This window comes from Atlantibacter sp. MEI4A-1023 (assembly GCF_056155425.1).
Window position 1 is genome coordinate 4,613,334 of record NZ_CM149568.1, and the last position, 17,352, is coordinate 4,630,685.

20 protein-coding genes are annotated in these 17,352 nt (G+C 53.5%); 12 read left to right on the forward strand and 8 right to left on the reverse strand.

All coding sequences use genetic code 11. The features are described 5' to 3' along the window. Window positions 1–17 precede the first annotated feature (17 nt). The 4 genes from ACVV26_RS21870 to coaD all read left to right on the forward strand — a co-directional run bounded on the left by ACVV26_RS21870 (window position 18) and on the right by coaD (window position 3,716). Window positions 18–1,004: a glycosyltransferase gene (locus ACVV26_RS21870; protein ID WP_474799325.1), complete on the forward strand. Its 987-nt coding sequence runs from the start codon at window positions 18–20 to the stop codon at window positions 1,002–1,004. 176 nt (window positions 1,005–1,180) lie between these two features. Next, window positions 1,181–2,455, forward strand: a complete 1,275-nt coding sequence (gene waaA, locus ACVV26_RS21875) for a lipid IV(A) 3-deoxy-D-manno-octulosonic acid transferase (protein ID WP_312983251.1) — start codon at window positions 1,181–1,183, stop codon at window positions 2,453–2,455. Continuing rightward, complete coding sequence (locus ACVV26_RS21880) at window positions 2,455–3,231, forward strand: glycosyltransferase family 2 protein (protein WP_474799326.1); 777 nt, start codon at window positions 2,455–2,457, stop codon at window positions 3,229–3,231. The genes waaA and ACVV26_RS21880 overlap by 1 nt, the downstream gene beginning before the upstream one ends. Then, on the forward strand, window positions 3,228–3,716 hold the full coding sequence (coaD, locus tag ACVV26_RS21885; RefSeq protein ID WP_312983255.1) for a pantetheine-phosphate adenylyltransferase: 489 nt from the start codon (window positions 3,228–3,230) through the stop codon (window positions 3,714–3,716). Before ACVV26_RS21880 ends, coaD begins: the two co-directional genes overlap by 4 nt. A 6-nt stretch (window positions 3,717–3,722) precedes the next feature. Here coaD and mutM read toward each other — a convergent pair whose 3' ends face one another. The 4 genes from mutM to radC all read right to left on the reverse strand — a co-directional run bounded on the left by mutM (window position 3,723) and on the right by radC (window position 5,920). Continuing rightward, window positions 3,723–4,532: a bifunctional DNA-formamidopyrimidine glycosylase/DNA-(apurinic or apyrimidinic site) lyase gene (gene mutM, locus ACVV26_RS21890; RefSeq protein ID WP_474799328.1), complete on the reverse strand. Its 810-nt coding sequence runs from the start codon at window positions 4,530–4,532 to the stop codon at window positions 3,723–3,725. A 72-nt stretch (window positions 4,533–4,604) separates the two neighbouring features. After that, window positions 4,605–4,772 (reverse strand): 50S ribosomal protein L33, encoded by a 168-nt coding sequence (gene rpmG, locus ACVV26_RS21895; RefSeq protein ID WP_003024094.1) that lies wholly within the window; start codon window positions 4,770–4,772, stop codon window positions 4,605–4,607. Between the two features lie 20 nt (window positions 4,773–4,792). Then, complete coding sequence (rpmB, locus tag ACVV26_RS21900) at window positions 4,793–5,029, reverse strand: 50S ribosomal protein L28 (RefSeq protein ID WP_002436699.1); 237 nt, start codon at window positions 5,027–5,029, stop codon at window positions 4,793–4,795. Between the two features lie 216 nt (window positions 5,030–5,245). Beyond that, window positions 5,246–5,920 (reverse strand): RadC family protein, encoded by a 675-nt coding sequence (gene radC, locus ACVV26_RS21905; protein WP_474801966.1) that lies wholly within the window; start codon window positions 5,918–5,920, stop codon window positions 5,246–5,248. A gap of 166 nt (window positions 5,921–6,086) precedes the next feature. Here radC and coaBC point away from each other — a divergent pair, with 166 nt between their 5' ends. From coaBC to slmA, 3 genes are all read left to right on the forward strand, one after another. After that, on the forward strand, window positions 6,087–7,301 hold the full coding sequence (gene coaBC / locus ACVV26_RS21910; RefSeq protein ID WP_474799330.1) for a bifunctional phosphopantothenoylcysteine decarboxylase/phosphopantothenate--cysteine ligase CoaBC: 1,215 nt from the start codon (window positions 6,087–6,089) through the stop codon (window positions 7,299–7,301). After that, on the forward strand, window positions 7,279–7,737 hold the full coding sequence (gene dut / locus ACVV26_RS21915; protein ID WP_474799332.1) for a dUTP diphosphatase: 459 nt from the start codon (window positions 7,279–7,281) through the stop codon (window positions 7,735–7,737). Before coaBC ends, dut begins: the two co-directional genes overlap by 23 nt. A 115-nt stretch (window positions 7,738–7,852) precedes the next feature. Then, window positions 7,853–8,449, forward strand: a complete 597-nt coding sequence (gene slmA / locus ACVV26_RS21920; protein WP_312983263.1) for a nucleoid occlusion factor SlmA — start codon at window positions 7,853–7,855, stop codon at window positions 8,447–8,449. 32 nt (window positions 8,450–8,481) lie between these two features. Here slmA and pyrE read toward each other — a convergent pair whose 3' ends face one another. Beyond that, window positions 8,482–9,123 (reverse strand): orotate phosphoribosyltransferase, encoded by a 642-nt coding sequence (pyrE, locus tag ACVV26_RS21925; protein WP_312983265.1) that lies wholly within the window; start codon window positions 9,121–9,123, stop codon window positions 8,482–8,484. Between the two features lie 79 nt (window positions 9,124–9,202). Beyond that, window positions 9,203–9,919, reverse strand: coding sequence for a ribonuclease PH (gene rph, locus ACVV26_RS21930; protein ID WP_312983267.1), 717 nt, complete (start codon window positions 9,917–9,919; stop codon window positions 9,203–9,205). 123 nt (window positions 9,920–10,042) lie between these two features. On the opposite strand from rph, the gene ACVV26_RS21935 reads away from it, so the two are divergent. The 3 genes from ACVV26_RS21935 (at window position 10,043) to ACVV26_RS21945 (ending at window position 12,841) form a co-directional block, all read left to right on the forward strand. Next, a complete protein-coding gene (locus tag ACVV26_RS21935; protein ID WP_474799334.1) occupies window positions 10,043–10,906 on the forward strand; it encodes a YicC/YloC family endoribonuclease in 864 nt (287 codons plus the stop codon). A 194-nt stretch (window positions 10,907–11,100) separates the two neighbouring features. After that, window positions 11,101–12,129 carry a glycosyltransferase family 9 protein gene (locus tag ACVV26_RS21940; protein ID WP_474799336.1) on the forward strand — a complete coding sequence of 343 codons (1,029 nt, stop codon included), beginning with the start codon at window positions 11,101–11,103 and terminating at the stop codon, window positions 12,127–12,129. A 94-nt stretch (window positions 12,130–12,223) separates the two neighbouring features. Beyond that, on the forward strand, window positions 12,224–12,841 hold the full coding sequence (locus ACVV26_RS21945; RefSeq protein ID WP_474799338.1) for a trimeric intracellular cation channel family protein: 618 nt from the start codon (window positions 12,224–12,226) through the stop codon (window positions 12,839–12,841). A gap of 29 nt (window positions 12,842–12,870) precedes the next feature. Here the strand turns inward: ACVV26_RS21945 and ACVV26_RS21950 are convergent, their stop codons facing one another. Both ACVV26_RS21950 and ligB read right to left on the reverse strand, forming a co-directional pair. Next, window positions 12,871–14,307: a UDP-N-acetylmuramoyl-tripeptide--D-alanyl-D-alanine ligase gene (locus ACVV26_RS21950; protein WP_474799340.1), complete on the reverse strand. Its 1,437-nt coding sequence runs from the start codon at window positions 14,305–14,307 to the stop codon at window positions 12,871–12,873. A 137-nt stretch (window positions 14,308–14,444) separates the two neighbouring features. Further along, entirely contained in the window at window positions 14,445–16,130 is a 1,686-nt protein-coding gene (gene ligB, locus ACVV26_RS21955; RefSeq protein WP_474799342.1) for an NAD-dependent DNA ligase LigB, read from the reverse strand. Between the two features lie 252 nt (window positions 16,131–16,382). On the opposite strand from ligB, the gene gmk reads away from it, so the two are divergent. Both gmk and rpoZ read left to right on the forward strand, forming a co-directional pair. Further along, window positions 16,383–17,006: a guanylate kinase gene (gene gmk / locus ACVV26_RS21960; protein ID WP_474801969.1), complete on the forward strand. Its 624-nt coding sequence runs from the start codon at window positions 16,383–16,385 to the stop codon at window positions 17,004–17,006. A gap of 54 nt (window positions 17,007–17,060) precedes the next feature. Further along, window positions 17,061–17,336 (forward strand): DNA-directed RNA polymerase subunit omega, encoded by a 276-nt coding sequence (gene rpoZ, locus ACVV26_RS21965; RefSeq protein ID WP_002436668.1) that lies wholly within the window; start codon window positions 17,061–17,063, stop codon window positions 17,334–17,336. Window positions 17,337–17,352: the final 16 nt, after the last annotated feature.

Genomic DNA, 17,352 nt, shown 5'->3' on the forward strand with positions numbered 1-17,352 from the left:
ATTTTACTGGATCGTTTATGAGTCAAACACCTTTACTCAGTATTGTGGTCGCCGTGTACAACGGTGAACAATTCCTTTCACAGTTCTTTGAATGTATTGAACAACAGGCGCTTGAAAGCTACGAGCTGATTTTGGTTAACGATGGCTCAACCGATGCCAGCCAGAGCATAATGGAAGCGTGGCAACCCCGCTTGCAGAACGTGAAAATCATCCAGCAGGCGAACCAGGGCGTGTCGGTCGCGCGAAATAGCGGCCTCGAGCTGGCGACCGGTAAATACCTGACGTTCCCGGACATCGATGACAAGCTTTACCCGCAAATGTACCGCACTCTGCTGGAGATGGCGGAAAAAGGCGCGCTTGACGTCGCCACCTGCAATGGCCGTTACGTGTACGAAAAAAACCGCGAAAGCCATCCTATTTTCCCGCTCAACCGCCTTGCGTCCACCGATGTGCTACCCGGCCACGTGTGGCTTAAACAGGCGCTGGACTCGCGCAAGTTTCTGCACGTCACCTGGCTTAATATCTACCGCCGTGAATTTATCAACCAGAATGGCTTCCGTTTCGAGCCGGGGCTGCGTCATCAGGATATTCCCTGGACCACGGAAGTGCTGCTGGCGGCGCAACGCGTGCAATATACCGACCAGCAGTTCTACGATTATTACATTCATTCCGCCTCGGTTTCGCATAAGCCCGATACCGATGACACCTTGATCCGCTCCGCGCATCACTACATGAAGATCCTCGAGATGCTGGATGCGATTAACGAGCGTTATCGCGACAAAACCCAGCATATCACGGCCTGCCGCTGGCAAATCGCCAAAGAAGGCTTGGGGATAATCCATACCATTGATTGCATGAAGGATGACGCTAAAAAGAAAGGGCTCATCAAAGAGTTTTTCGATCGCGGCATCTGGGGATTGATCTGGAAAAACGCCCACGATCTTCGCCTGCGCTGGCGTCTGGGCCGCCGCTATTTCCGCCTTAAAAAAGCGTTAAAGGCGTAAGGCGCATCCTCATACATTTATCCTGGTGCCATACAGACAGAGCGCCTTAAGCTAAATGGGTAACCTGAGTCATGGGCAAGTTAATGGCGCGGGCCTGAAAGGCGCCAAAATAATAGCTTTAACCGGCTTAAATGCTTAGAATTTGCCCGCCGATTAAGAAAATTACGGATATTCGCTTGGAATCGTTGTATACCGCTTTACTCTATCTTATTCAGCCCTTCATCTGGGTACGGTTGCTGCTTCGCAGCCGTAAGGCTCCGGCGTACCGTAAACGCTGGGGTGAACGCTATGGTTATTGCCGGAATAAGGTGGCGCCTGACGGTATATTGCTGCACTCCGTTTCCGTGGGTGAGACGCTGGCGGCTATTCCGCTGGTGCGCGCCCTGCGCCATCGCTACCCGACGCTGCCGATCACCGTGACGACCATGACGCCAACCGGTTCCGAGCGCGTGCAGTCTGCCTTCGGCAAAGATGTGCATCACGTCTATCTGCCCTACGATTTACCCTGCGCCATGAATCGCTTCCTGGACAACGTTCGCCCCAAGCTGGTGATCGTAATGGAAACCGAGCTGTGGCCGAACATGATTGCCGCGCTGCACCAGCGCAAAATCCCGCTGGTGATCGCCAACGCACGTTTGTCTGAGCGTTCCGCAAACGGCTATAAAAAGCTGCGCGGTTTTATGCGCCGTTTGTTGAATAAAATCACGCTGATCGCTGCGCAAAATGAAGAGGACGGCAATCGCTTTCTGGAGCTGGGCCTGAAGCGCAACCAGCTCGCCATTACCGGCAGCCTGAAATTCGACATTTCCGTGACGCCAGAGCTGGCGGCCCGGGCCGTCACGCTGCGCCGCCAGTGGGCGCCGCGCCGTAAGGTGTGGATCGCCACCAGCACTCACGATGGCGAAGAAGCAATTATCCTTGAGGCGCACAAAGCGCTGCTCAAAACCTTCCCGGACTTATTGCTGATCCTGGTGCCGCGCCATCCGGAGCGGTTCAAAGATGCCCGCGATCTGGTACACAAAGCCGGATTCAGCTTCACCCTGCGCAGTACCGGCGAAATTCCGTCCGGCAGCACCCAGGTGGTGATTGGCGATACCATGGGCGAGCTGATGCTGCTTTACGGCATTGCCGATCTCGCCTTTGTCGGCGGCAGCCTGGTAGAGCGCGGCGGTCATAACCCGCTGGAACCCGCCGCACATGCCATCCCGGTGCTGATGGGCCCGCATATTTTCAACTTCAAAGATATTTGCGGACGCCTGCTGGAAGCGGGAGGCTTAATTATCGTCAACGATGCGCCAGCGCTGGTAAAAGAGATTTCTACCCTGCTGACCGATGAAGACTACCGTTTGTGGTATGGCCGTCATGCGGTAGAAGTTCTGCATCAGAACCAGGGCGCGCTGACGCGTTTGTTGCAGCTTCTGCAACCCTATCTGCCGCAGCGGAGCCATTGATGCCTGCGCGCCTGTCGGTCGTGATGATCGCGAAGAACGCCGGAGATGTTCTGGCGGAGTGCCTGGCGTCGGTGGCGTTTGCCGATGAAATTATCCTGCTTGATTCCGGCAGCACCGATAACACGCTGGATATCGCCCGTGGCGCAGGCGTTACCGTTGTCTCATCAACCGACTGGCCGGGCTACGGTATTCAGCGCCAGCGTGCGCAAGCGCTGGCGACCAGTGATTATGTTTTGATGATCGATACCGATGAGCGCGTAACGCCCGAGCTAAAGCAGGCCATTCTTGCTGTCCTGGAAAACCCGCAGCAAGGCACGGTATACAGCATGGCGCGCCGCAATTATTTCCTTGGCCGCTTTATGCGTCACAGCGGCTGGTATCCTGACCGCGTCACCCGCCTCTATCAGCGTGAACGTTACCGCTATAATGACAATTTGGTGCACGAATCGCTGGATGCGCCCGGCGCTAACATTATCGCGTTAAAGGGCGATTTATTGCATCTGACCTGCCGCGATTTCGCCAGCTTCCAGCAAAAGCAGCTTAACTATGCCACCGCATGGGCTCAGGAACGCCATCAGAAAGGCAAACGCTGCTCTATCGCCGGGATTATGGGCCATACGCTGGGCGCGTTTATCAAAACCCTGATTATTCGCGGCGGCGTGCTGGACGGCAAACAAGGGTGGTTACTGGCGGTGGTGAATGCCCAGTACACATTTAACAAATACACCGAGCTGTGGGCGCTGAATCACGGCTATACACAAAAGACCGCTATATGAGCACAAAAGCGATTTATCCCGGTACCTTTGACCCGATCACCAATGGTCACATCGATATTATTACCCGCGCTGCAGGCATGTTCGATAAGCTGATTATCGCTATTGCCGCCAGCCCAAGTAAAAAACCGATGTTCACGCTTGATGAGCGCGTGGCGCTAGCGAAAGACGCGACGGCGCATTTAACCAATATTGAAGTGGTGGGGTTCAGCGATTTAATGGCTAACTTTGCCCGGGCGCAGCAGGCCAACGTATTGGTTCGCGGGTTACGCGCCGTGGCAGATTTTGAGTATGAAATGCAGCTCGCGCATATGAATCGTCATTTAATGCCCGAGCTGGAGAGCGTGTTTTTGATGCCCTCAAAAGAGTGGTCGTTTATTTCGTCCACGCTGGTAAAAGAAGTGGCGCGCCATCATGGCGATGTCACGCACTTTTTACCGGAGAAAGTGTGCCAGGCGCTGCTCAGTAAACTGGCGGCCGGGCACTAATCGGCATTACTTCTGGCAATGTCGGCACCAGTACGTGCGGCGTTGCCCGTGTTTTCCGGCCTGAATTGGCGTTCCGCATACCCGGCACGGCTCACCTTCCCTTCCGTAAACCTGTAGCTCCTGAGCAAAATAACCCGGCTTTCCGTCACTTTGTAAAAAGTCACGTAGCGTGGTGCCGCCCTGCTCAATGGAACGCAACAGCACGGCTTTTATCGCAGCCGCCAGCAGTTCGCACTCTTCTTTTGAGAGCGCCTGCGCCAGCTTATCGGGATGGATCCCGGCGGCAAACAGCGACTCACTGGCGTAAATATTACCGACGCCAACCACCAGTTTGTTATCCATCAGCCAGGGCTTAATCGCGACCTTTTTACGGGCGCATTTTTGATGAAGGTATTCGCCGTTAAATTCGTCGCTCAGCGGTTCCGGGCCGAGGTGCGCTAAGACGTTGTGCCCTTCCAGCGATGCCGTCCAGAGCCATGCGCCGAAGCGACGCGGGTCGGTATAACGCAGCACTTTACCGTTGCTCATCAACAGGTCAACGTGGTCATGCTTTTCCGCGGGCATTTCATGGGGCAACACACGCAGACTACCAGACATGCCCAGGTGAACGATGATCCAGCCATCAGGTAATTCGATGAGCAGATATTTGGCGCGCCGCTGCACGCTGATAACCGGCTTATCGCTGAGCGCATGGATTTCATCAGAAACCGGCCAGCGCAGGCGGCAATTACGCACAACAGCGTGAAGAATAGTTTCACCGACCAGATGCGGTTCAATACCGCGACGGCTGGTTTCCACCTCAGGTAATTCAGGCATCGTTTCCCCTTTTCACGGTCACAGAAAGCAAAAAACCCGGCATAAGCCGGGTTTTCATACAAAGCACTAAAATTATTTAATTTTAGCTTCTTTGTAAAGCACGTGCTGACGGACAACTGGATCGAACTTTTTCAGTTCCAGTTTTTCCGGCTTAGTACGTTTGTTCTTCGTAGTGGTATAGAAGTGACCAGTACCAGCAGAAGAAACCAGCTTGATTTTCTCACGAATACCTTTAGCCATGATTTATTTCCTCTAAGTACTTAGTACTTTTCGCCACGGGCACGCAGTTCAGACAGAACTGTATCGATGCCTTTTTTATCGATTACACGCATACCTTTAGCAGATACGCGCAGGGTGACAAAACGCTTCTCGCTCTCAACCCAAAAACGATGAGAGTGCAGGTTCGGCAGGAAACGGCGTTTAGTCGCGTTCAGTGCGTGGGAACGGTTGTTACCGGTCACCGGACGCTTGCCAGTAACTTGGCAGACTCGGGACATGTCTATTCTCCAAAAATCAAATTAGCTCGAGCTTCGTATGGGGTATTGGCGCCTCGTCAGGCTTTACAGCCCGGTTATCGCAGTTCTAAGCGAACCCACGATTGCCAGGCCCAAATGCCAAACCCGAGATTCTCAAAGGTGGCGTAGTATACGCTGTGTAAGCCGGGTGCTCAAGTCCCGAACAGACAAAGATCCCATTGGATCGCCGAAACTTACCTAAATCCAGCCCCGTTCCGCAAACGAAACGTACTCTCCACGGCCAATAACCAGATGATCAAGTACACGAATATCCATGTAATTGCAGCATTTTATGATGCGTTCGGTTATCGATTTATCTGTCTGGCTGGGCTCTGAATACCCAGACGGATGGTTATGGGCAAGGATCACCGCTGCGGCGTTCATCTTCATGGCTTCCCGCACAATTTCACGCGGATGCACCTCAACATGGCTGAGCGTGCCGGAAAACATCCGGCTATGTTTGATCACGCGATTCTGATTATCCATAAAGATCACCATAAATATTTCGCGCTCTTCATCCGTCAGTTGGCTTTGCAGGAACTCGCGCGTCATATTTGGGCTAAGCAACGGTTTTTCTTCTTCTATCCTTGACTCGGCATAACGCCGCGCCAGCTCAGCAATAGCGCGCAGTTGCGTATAGGTCGCCTCGCCGACCCCACCAATGGGTCGAAAGCTTTCCAGTGGGGCTGACAGCAATCTCCGCAGCGAACCAAAGTGGTCATACAGTTTTTCAGCCAGTTCCATCACTGTCATCCCTCGTTTGCCGGTACGCAGGAAAATCGCCAGCAACTCAATGTCAGTCAAAGATTTCACGCCGGAGCGTTGTAACTTCTCGCGTGGGCCATCCCAGGGTTGTTTCTTTCTTTTGCTCATCATCCCTCCTTGCCGTACCAGGGGATCATGGCACAGTTTTTATACGCTCTCGACGCGACGATGATGAGGTTGCGCGACATCTCGCAAACTCATTTTCGCGCATTGCCCGCCATTTTGTGGATTGTGATAAAATAGCCACTTTCCGATACGGCTACAGGAACATGTCATGACGGGTATTGCCGGTAAAAAAATCGTTCTCGGGGTAAGCGGCGGCATCGCCGCTTATAAAACACCAGACCTTGTGCGGCGTCTTCGCGAGCGTGGGGCAGATGTCCGGGTTGCAATGACGGAGGCGGCTAAAGCCTTTATCACCCCCATGAGCCTGCAAGCCGTATCGGGTTACCCTGTGTCAGACAGTTTGCTGGACCCGGCGGCAGAAGCGGCGATGGGCCATATTGAGCTGGGGAAATGGGCGGATTTGGTCATGCTCGTCCCGGCAACGGCGGATTTAATCGCTCGCGTCGCGGCGGGTATGGCGAATGATTTAGTCACCACGATTTGCCTCGCTACGCCTGCGCCTGTGGCTGTCGTCCCGGCAATGAACCAACAGATGTATCGCAATCTCGCTACCCAGCATAATCTCAACGTGCTCGCCGAGCGCGGCATGATGATTTGGGGGCCGGATAGCGGCAGCCAGGCGTGCGGCGACGTTGGACCGGGGCGTATGCTCGATCCGCTGGTGCTGGTGGATATGGCGGTTGCCCATTTTTCACCTGTCAAAGATCTGCAACATTTGAACATCATGATAACCGCCGGTCCGACCCGCGAACCGCTCGACCCGGTGCGTTACATCACCAACCACAGTTCCGGCAAGATGGGCTTCGCCATTGCAGCCGCAGCGGCGGCGCGTGGTGCCCATGTCACGCTGGTGAGCGGCCCGGTGTCCCTGCCGACGCCGGCGGGCGTTGAGCGTATTGATGTTACCACCGCCCTGGAAATGGAAGCCGCCGTGCAGGCGCGCGCGCAGCAGCAGCAGATTTTTATTGGCTGCGCCGCAGTGGCGGACTACCGCGCCGCCGCCGTTGCCGATGAAAAAATCAAAAAACAGGGTGATGAGCTGGTCATTAAAATGGTGAAGAACCCGGATATCGTTGCCGGTGTCGCCGCGCTGAAAAACCAACGGCCTTATGTCGTCGGGTTTGCCGCCGAAACGAATAATGTGGAAGAATATGCGCGGCAAAAACGCGTTCGTAAAAACCTCGATTTGATTTGCGCGAATGATGTCTCGCAAAGCGGTCAAGGGTTTAACAGCGACAGCAACGCCTTGCACCTTTTCTGGCAGGATGGCGAAATTACGTTACCGCTTGAGCAGAAATCGCTGCTTGGTCACCGTTTACTGAACGAGATAGTTACCCGTTATGATAAAAAAAATCGACGTTAAGATCCTGGACCCGCGTGTGGGCAAAGAGTTCCCGTTGCCGACCTATGCCACTTCCGGCTCTGCGGGTCTTGATCTGCGCGCCTGCCTTGATGCCGCCGTTGAACTGGCGCCAGGCGCGACCACGCTGCTGCCGACCGGGCTGGCTATCCATATCGCTGACCCTTCACTGGCGGCGGTGATCCTGCCTCGTTCCGGTCTCGGGCATAAGCACGGCGTGGTATTAGGCAACCTGGTGGGATTGATTGATTCCGATTATCAGGGTCAGTTGATGATCTCTGTCTGGAACCGCGGGCAGGATAGCTTTACCATCGCGCCGGGCGAACGTGTTGCACAGATGGTCTTCGTCCCCGTCGTTCAGGCGGAATTTAATTTGGTGGAAGATTTTGACGCCACCCTTCGTGGAGAAGGCGGCTTCGGTCATTCCGGGCGGAGCTAATTCGCCCCTATCGTTACGTGTCCCATTAATAACAAACAAAACCGCGAGCAATAGCTTGCGGTAATAATGTGGATGCTCGCCTGACAATTGCGTTTTTTCAGGGGTATTTGAGATCATGGCAGAAAAACAAACCGCGAAACGGAATCGTCGCGAAGAAATACTTCAATCTCTGGCACAAATGCTTGAATCAAGCGATGGCAGTCAGCGCATTACCACAGCAAAGCTGGCCGCCTCGGTTGGCGTTTCGGAAGCGGCGCTCTATCGCCACTTTCCCAGCAAAACGCGTATGTTCGATAGCCTTATCGAGTTTATCGAAGATAGCCTGATTACCCGGATTAACCTGATCCTCAAAGATGAGAAAGACACGACGTCGCGCTTGCGTCTTATCATGCTGTTGATTCTGGGTTTCGGCGAAAAAAATCCCGGCCTCACCCGTATTCTGACTGGTCATGCGTTAATGTTTGAACAGGATCGCCTGCAAGGGCGTATTAACCAGTTGTTCGAGCGTATTGAAGCTCAGTTGCGTCAGGTGTTGCGTGAGCGGAAAATGCGTGAAGGCGAAGGGTACGAAAACGACGAGACACTGCTGGCTGGTCAACTACTGGCGTTTTGCGAAGGTATGCTGTCACGCTTTGTGCGCAGCGAGTTTCGCTATAGTCCAACTGCGGATTTCGATGCGCGCTGGCCGTTATTGGCTTCACAGCTTCAGTAAATAAGGCCGGGTTTCCGGCCTTTTTAACTTCTTTAAATCCCATATTCCTCGCGATACGCCTGCACCGCTGCCAGATGGTCGGCCATTTCCGGGCGCTCCTCCAGGTACGCAATCAGCTCTTTCAGCGTGATGATGGAGATAACCTGGCAACCGTAGTCGCGCTCTACTTCCTGAATCGCAGAAATATCCGCGCGTCCACGCTCCTGGCGGTCGAGGGAAATCAGCACGCCCGCAAGCGTAGCGCCATGCGCCTGAATAATTTCCATGGATTCGCGGATCGCCGTACCCGCAGTAATCACGTCGTCAACCAGCATGATACGACCTTCCAGCGGGCTTCCCACCAGAGTTCCGCCCTCACCGTGATCTTTGGCTTCTTTACGGTTGAAGCAGTACGGCACATCCCGGTCATGGTGCTCGGCGAGCGCCACCGCCGTAGTGGTGGCAATCGGAATGCCTTTATAAGCCGGTCCAAACAGCAAATCAAAATCGATGCCGGAATCTACCAGCGCCTCAGCGTAAAAGCGCCCTAACAACGCCAGATCACGGCCAGTATTAAACAGTCCGGCATTGAAGAAATAAGGGCTTTTACGGCCAGACTTCAGCGTAAACTCGCCAAATTTCAATACCTGTTTGTTGAGCGCAAATTCAATAAACTGGCGTTGATACGGTTTCATGGATTTGCTCCTTCTAAAGCTTGCAAATGAGTGTACGAATAAATGGCAAAAAAAAGGCGACTCACCGGTCGCCTAACGATTAATTTTCTAACGCCGCCTTCTGCGACGCGACAATCGATTCGATTCCCCCACGGGCTAACGCCAGCAGCTCAAGCAGCTCTTCGTGGGTGAAGGGTTCGCCTTCAGCGGTACCCTGAACTTCAATGATGCGACCATCTTCGGTCATCACCACGTTCATGTCGGTTTCTGCGGCGGAGTCTTCCACGTATTCCAGATCGCAGACCGCTTCACCGGCAACAATCCCAACGGACACCGCAGCCACCATGCCTTTCAGCGGGTTGCTTTTCAGCTTGCCGTTCGCCACCAGCGCATTCAGTGCATCCGCCAGCGCCACGCAGGCACCGGTAATCGACGCGGTACGGGTACCGCCATCGGCCTGGATGACATCGCAGTCGAGAGTAATGGTGAATTCGCCCAGCGCCTTGAGATCGACAGCAGCACGCAGAGAACGGGCAATCAGCCGCTGGATTTCCAGCGTCCTTCCGCCCTGCTTGCCTTTGGCCGCTTCGCGCGCGTTACGGGTATGGGTGGAACGCGGCAACATGCCGTATTCCGCAGTGATCCATCCCTGGCCCTGGCCTTTCAAAAAGCGCGGTACGCCTTCATCAATAGAGGCCGTACAGAGAACTTTGGTATCACCAAACTCGACCAGCACGGAACCTTCAGCGTGTTTAGTATAATGACGTGTCAGAGTGACAGGACGCACCTGATTGGCGCTACGACCAGCTGGACGCATGGGTTTTCTCCGGCTTAGAACGAATGTGGCTGCGCATTATACGGACTTCAGGCGCTTATTCCTATCCTGCCAGGCTATGGGTGGCTATAATCCCCTCATCATTCTCATCAAACGGGAACATCTATGATCCGCAGTATGACCGCCTACGCCCGGCGTGAAACCAAGGGTGAATGGGGCAGCGCCGCCTGGGAATTGCGCTCCGTCAATCAGCGCTACCTGGAAACCTATATTCGTCTGCCGGAGCAATTTCGTAGCCTTGAGCCCGTTGTTCGCGAGCGTATTCGCAGCCGCCTGACCCGTGGCAAAATCGAATGTAATCTGCGTTACGAACCCGACTCCAGCGCCCAGGGCGAACTGATCCTCAATGAAAAGCTGGCAAAACAGCTGGTCGCTGCGGCGAACTGGGTGAAAATGCAAAGCGATGAAGGCGAAATCAACCCGGTTGATATTCTGCGCTGGCCTGGCGTGATGGCAGCCCAGGAGCAGGATCTGGATGCGATTGCCGCCGAAATCCTCGCCACTCTGGACGCCACGCTGGATGATTTCATCGTCGCCCGTGAAACTGAAGGCCAGGCGTTAAAAGCCCTGATTGAGCAGCGCCTTGAAGGCGTAAGCACTGAAGTGAAAAATGTGCGCGCCCACATGCCGGAAATTATGCAGTGGCAGCGCGACAAGCTGGTCGCCAAACTCGAAGACGCTCAGGTGCAGTTAGAAAATAACCGCCTTGAACAGGAACTGGTGTTGCTGGCGCAGCGCGTTGATGTGGCGGAAGAGCTGGATCGCCTTGAAGCGCACGTCAAAGAGACCTACAACATCCTCAAGAAAAAAGAGGCCGTGGGCCGCCGTCTTGATTTTATGATGCAGGAGTTCAATCGCGAATCGAACACACTGGCATCAAAATCAATTAATGCCGATGTCACTAATTCCGCAATTGAATTGAAAGTGCTGATCGAGCAGATGCGCGAGCAGATCCAGAATATCGAGTAATCGTCCCCCTAAAGCCTGCAGATATGCAGGCTTTACTCGCTCCCTCCCACCCCGTACTTAGCCTGCCCGCTGCCTTGCTGCGCCAGGGCGTCTTTGTTATCTTGAACATCAATATTTTATATCCCCCTGGTTTATCCAACTCTATGCAGGCATTAAGACAATTCAACCGCGCAAAAAACGATGCGTTGCGCACTGTGAAGTTAAAACTACTTAATGCCTGGCTGAACGCCACATTCCGACCACAGCCGTGGGAGCCTGAAAAGGTAAAACGCGTTCTGCTGTTGCGTCTGGACGATAAAATCGGCGATATGATTGTGACCACCGGGACGGCTAAACGCCTGGCCGATCAGGGTTATGAAGTCTCGGTGCTGACCGGTAACATCTGTGCCAGCCTGCTACAGCATTGCGATGCAGTAAAACAGGTCTATCGCTATGAAAGACGCATGTCTTTACAGCCGCTGCGCCAGCAACGCTTTGATGTCGTCATCGATTTTGATGATGTGTTTAGCCATGAAAGGCTTAATTTGCTTTATCGTCTGGCGCCTCGCCATGTGATTGGTTTTAACAAGCCCGGCTGCGCGCAATATACCCAGCAAATTAAATTGCTGAATAGCGAAAAGCACATCACGGAACGGCACCGTAAGGTGCTGTCTTTATTTAATCTGCCCGATGCGCCCTTCCAGTATTATCTGGGCAGCGATCCAAAAGCCCTCGCCGGGATTAATGATTATTTAACTCGCCCTGCCAATGGCTTGCTTATTGCGATTAACCCTTTTACCGGTTCGGAAGACAAAGATTTTTCCCGGGAACAGGTGCAGGGGTTAATTAACTGGTTGAAACAGCATCATGCTGCGGTACGCATTCTGCTTATTGGCCGTAGCGATAAACTGCAAAGCCTGGGGATTGCAAATGCCGAGTTTGTGCCTGACAGCACGATTAATACCGCTGTAGAAATTGTCAGGCATGCCGATCTGGTGATCAGCCCGGATACCTCTATCGTGCATATGGCCTGTACGTTTAATACACCGCTAGTGGCGGTTTATAACACCCGCCGCCTTAAAGACACGGGGCTGGTGGGCTATAAGATTTGGGCTCCTAACTATCCAGGCGCGGTGCAATTAGTCACCGAGACGCCAGCAATAAGCGATATGCCCCTGAATATCTTATGCGACGCTATCGATAAAAAGCTTATCGAACTAAAGCTTCAGCTTCAGAAATCATAAATTAAACTAATCCGAAAGCGTTCAGTTTAGAAAATCTCAATCGTGACACAGAGCACAAAACGCTACTCTTTTACCCTCATTTTCGGGGGTGATCATGCTGCTTCATATTCTGTATTTAATTGGTATAACCGCTGAGGCCATGACCGGCGCGCTGGCAGCAGGACGTCGTCGTATGGATACGTTTGGCGTCATTATCATCGCAACGGCTACCGCGCTTGGGGGCGGTTCAGTAAGAGACATTTTACTGGGCCATTATCCTTTAGGCTGGGTAAAAAACCCGGAATATGTGGTTATTGTTGCCGTCGCTGCCGTACTGACCACGATTGTGGCCCCCGTGATGCCGCATTTACGCCGCCTGTTTCTGATCCTTGATGCGTTGGGCTTAATCGTCTTTTCTATTATTGGCGCGCAAATCGCGCTCGATATGGGCGAAGGGCCAGTTATCGCATCAATCGCCGCCGTGGTAACCGGCGTGTTTGGCGGCGTACTACGGGATATGTTCTGCAAGCGTATCCCTTTAGTTTTCCAGAAGGAGCTTTATGCAGGCGTCTCGTTCGCCGCCGCGGTGCTCTATATCGGGTTGCAGCATTACATCTCTAACCAGGACGTCATTATTATCAGCACTCTACTGTTTGGTTTTACGGCACGGTTACTGGCTCTGCGATTCAAACTCGGCTTACCAGTATTCCATTACAAGCATTCAGCGCACTAGCGGTACTGCGTAAGAACCAGCGAGAGCCGTCACGCCAGCGGCTCGCTATCCGCAACGGCCTTTATCCAGCGCACTAAATCGTAAATACGGGTACTGTGCGATCCTTTAAACAGGATGACGTCCCCCTCCTTGATTTCGCGAATCAGCAGGGGCCTTAACTCCAGATGGGCAGTCACAAACGCGTTCTTTTTCTCAGGCACCAGAGCATCCCAGCATTGCCGATAAGCCTCTCCCACCATGAAAACACAATCGATATGCGATCTGTTTATGAGAGCAGCCAGCTCAGTATGATAGTGCTCAGAATGCGAGCCTAACTCAGCCATTTCCCCCAACACGGCAATGCGCCGTCCGGCGGGTTCTATGTCGCTTAATCTTTCTAATGCGGCGCTCATCGAACCGGGGTTGGCATTGTAAGCATCGTCAATAATGGTGATCTGACGCCCTTTCAGGTTCAGCGCTTTTTCTTCGCCCCTGCCCGCCAGCGCTCTAAACTGATGAAGCCTGTCCAGCGCGGGCTCCAGCGGAAGATTGAGCGCATCTACCGTTGCCAGAACCGCGAGGCTGTTGAGGGCGATATGTTTGCCGCCTGCGCTGAGGGTATATTCCAGTAGCGAATCGTTGGCGCGTACCTTAACGCGCTGCTGCTGTGCCTGATAATCAAGCAGTTGAAAGTCGCAATCCGGGTGCACGCCATAGGTAACAATTGTGAGTTTGCGCTTTTTAGCGGCCTGATAAACTGTATCCCACTCCTGCATATCGCGATTAAGTACAGCGATACTTCCTTCTGCCATACCCAGGAAAATGGCGCTCTTGGTCACCGCAATATCATGCAGCGTATCCTTTTCGCCTAAATGCGCGGGCTGGATATTGGTAAACACAGCAACATGCGGACGCGCCATACGGGAACTGACCGCCATACGCCCGATGGCCATTTCCAGCACGACATAAGGCGTGTCCCAGGGCATTGACGCCAGATTCCAGGCCACACCGCGCGGAAGATTGGCGTTATGAGCGCTCTGGCGCACCGCCCCCCATGGCATCAGCGCTTCAGCCAGCATTGCCACGCAGGTGGTTTTCCCGGCGCTGCCCGTCACACCAATAATCTGGCCTTGTATACGATCGCGGGCGTAACGCCCCATGCCCAGCACCGCCTCTGTGCCGTCGGCAATCTGGAGTACAGGGACGCGGTGTTTACCCAGCAATTCCGGCGCGGTGGTCATAATACAGGCGGGCAAAGGATGCATTTGCATCGCGGCCTCTTCAGGCATTCCGCACTTATCAAGTTCGGTACGCACCACGGCAATGTTCCCCGGCTGCATTGCTGGCGCGTAAATCGATACCCCTGTTGCAGCCCAATGTTCTACGGGAGATCGAATCCACGTTCCTGATGCCGCCAGCGCGACTTCATCAGCGGTCCAGAAGCCATGCTCATGGGAATGAGGGGAGAGAGCAACATCGTCTGACATTTTATCTTCTTCGCGCATGATTTAACCGTTGGTGTGAAGCCACTGAAATTATTCTGATAACTACTCTGTTGAGATGTATTTACCGGGTTTATTCTTTGCCTGCAATGTAAAACCCCGTTGCATCCGGTACAGAGACATTATTCCTGGCTAAATCCCGTTATCCCCTGGTGCGCCAGCACATCGACAAGCGCGGCAATGTACGGGTGCCGTATAAACTGCATTATTTTACGCGCTCTTTCCGCCCCTACGCCTGGTAATTGCTGCCAGCTCAACTCATCCCGGTTCACAACCTCATCCCAGTGACGATCGGGCAAAAGAGTAAACGCGGCGGCAGGCAAAGGCAGACCAAGCGATTTCAACCACAGCCGAAAAGGTTGTTGGCGAGCCAGGTTAAACCGATGCCACGTCTCCAGAGCACGCTTTGCTGAAAAACCAGGTGTGCCCTGCAACTGCTGTTGGGTCAATTCAAGCCACGAATAAACATGCTCAAAGTGAAAGGCATCGACCAACTGTTGCCAGCCCGCCTGATTCACCCCGGATATTGCCAGTGCCGAAGAGGAACTTATCCAGACCAGCCGCGATATAAACTGCTCGTGGCAGTCCGGCGTGTCATAAAAGCAGCTTAACGAGTGGTAATGGTTCTGTTCTGGCGGTTGTGGTTTATGCCGCTCAACACCGCGCCATACGACGCTTTTAACTTGCGGGATCCCCCGGCCTGCCAGGCTCACAAGTACCTGATCGCCTGGCGCAATATCCCATTCCTGCCAGCGGCGGACGGAGCCAATATTGACCCGTTGTATCTTTTTATCATCTACCGTTACCGGTTCAAGAAGCGCCACTACAGAAATTTTACCGCTGCGCCCGACGGTAAATTGAACATCCCGAACCCGTGTCGTCTGGGCTTCAGGATCGTATTTCCACGCGATAAGCCAGTCGCCCTGGCCCGGCTGCCAGTTTTGCGCCTGCGGTTCCCGGCTCTGCCGGACCACCACGCCATCGGTCACAAACGGCAACGGGCTGGTAAACCAGCGTTTACGCCAGTTCTCGATATCATTGATGGTTTCCACAGGCCAGGACCATTGCTGAGCTAACTGAAACCCACCTTCTGCCAGACGCTGTAGCCGCTCAGGCATCGTGTTCGGACCGCCAGGCCATCCCCAGATGAAAATATCCAGCTCGCTCAACAGCGGTGATGTTCCATGCCGTAGCATTGCGCCAGCAACCTTAGCACGCGCGTTAACGCCGCCCGATCGTTGTTGAATGTGCTCTGGCTGGCGAAGGAAAATTTCGCCCTGCAAAATGCTGTCTGCCAGCGGGCCTGTGGTTGATTTTGGGATAGCCGGAATCGCGTTGACTTTCTCAAGCCATGACTGCCCTTTTAGCCCATCGCCCCGGCTAATGGCCTGAACCAGTTTGCCTTTGCGGTAGACCAGCGTCACCGCCACGCCATCGACTTTCGGTTGGACCCAGAGCGCCTCGCGCCCCTGCATCCAGTCGGCAAGCGCGTTTTTGTCTGCCGCTTTGCGTACCCCGGTATGCGCCACAGGATGAAGGGTGTTTCCGCCTTTAGCCGTTATCGCTTTTTCCTGATCCAACACGTGCGGAAAACACCCCTCCCATTGCAGCAGCTGCACGCGCAAAGCATCATACGTTTCATCGCTTACTTTGCTCTCGCCCTGCTGCCAATATGCGTCATCCCAGTCTTTTATCTGTTTTTTCAGCGCGGTCATTTCCTGAGATGCGCGTCCTTCTGACCACACAGGGCAATCGCAATAGCCCATCGTCGAAAACAACACCAGCAAAATAATTAGGTATCCCTTCATAGCGCCCCCCTGAGTAATGCCATTGATATAAAGCAGCCGGAGCGCGGCGTCATACTGCAAAAATTACCTTTGCGAGAAAGCCTCCAGGACATTTCATGGATAGGGCAAACCGACATGGGAAAGCGCGAGATTTCGCGCAAAAAGCAACGAAACCGTGGGAAAAGTGTGACGGGGGCTACGTCGTTGCGTATCGGCGTGTATAATAAGCCGGTATACACTCTTCCTTTTGCATACCGAATCGTTAAGACACCCATGGCTCAAGGCACGCTTTATATTGTTTCCGCACCCAGCGGCGCGGGAAAATCCAGCCTTATTCAGGCTTTATTGAAAACGCAACCGCTGTACGACACACAGGTTTCTGTTTCACATACCACCCGCAATCCACGTCCGGGTGAAGTGCATGGTGAACACTACTTTTTTGTGAACCATGAAGAATTCAGAACAATGATTGCCCGGGAAGCTTTTCTGGAGCATGCCGAAGTTTTCGGAAATTACTACGGCACCTCTCGCGAAACCATCGAGCAGGTCTTATCAACAGGCGTAAATGTGTTTCTGGATATCGACTGGCAAGGCGCACAGCAAATTCGCCAGAAGATGCCGCAGGCGCGTAGCATTTTTATTCTGCCGCCGTCAAAAGATGAGCTGGACAGACGCCTGCGCGGCCGTGGACAGGATAGTGAAGAGGTTATTGCAAAACGGATGGCTCAAGCCGTTGCTGAGATGAGCCATTACGCAGAGTATGATTACTTAATCATCAATGATGATTTCGATACGGCGCTGGCGGATTTAAAAACTATCCTGCGCGCCGAACGTCTGTGTATGAGCCGCCAGAAGCAGCGACATGACGCTTTAATCACCAAACTATTGGCAGACTGAAGATAGTTTCAGTATCATGCCCAGTCATTTCTTCATCTGTGGAGCTTTTTATATATGGCACGCGTAACTGTTCAGGACGCTGTAGAGAAAATTGGTAACCGTTTTGACCTGGTACTTGTCGCTGCGCGTCGCGCTCGTCAGATGCAGGTTGGCGGCAAAGATCCGCTGGTACCGGAAGAAAACGATAAGACGACCGTGATTGCACTACGCGAAATCGAAGAAGGCCTGATCACCAATCAGATCCTTGATGTTCGCGATCGCCAGGAGCAGCAGGAGCAGGAAGCCGCCGAACTGCAGGCTGTGACCGCTATTGCTGAAGGCCGTCGTTAATTAACCTGTCGGGTCG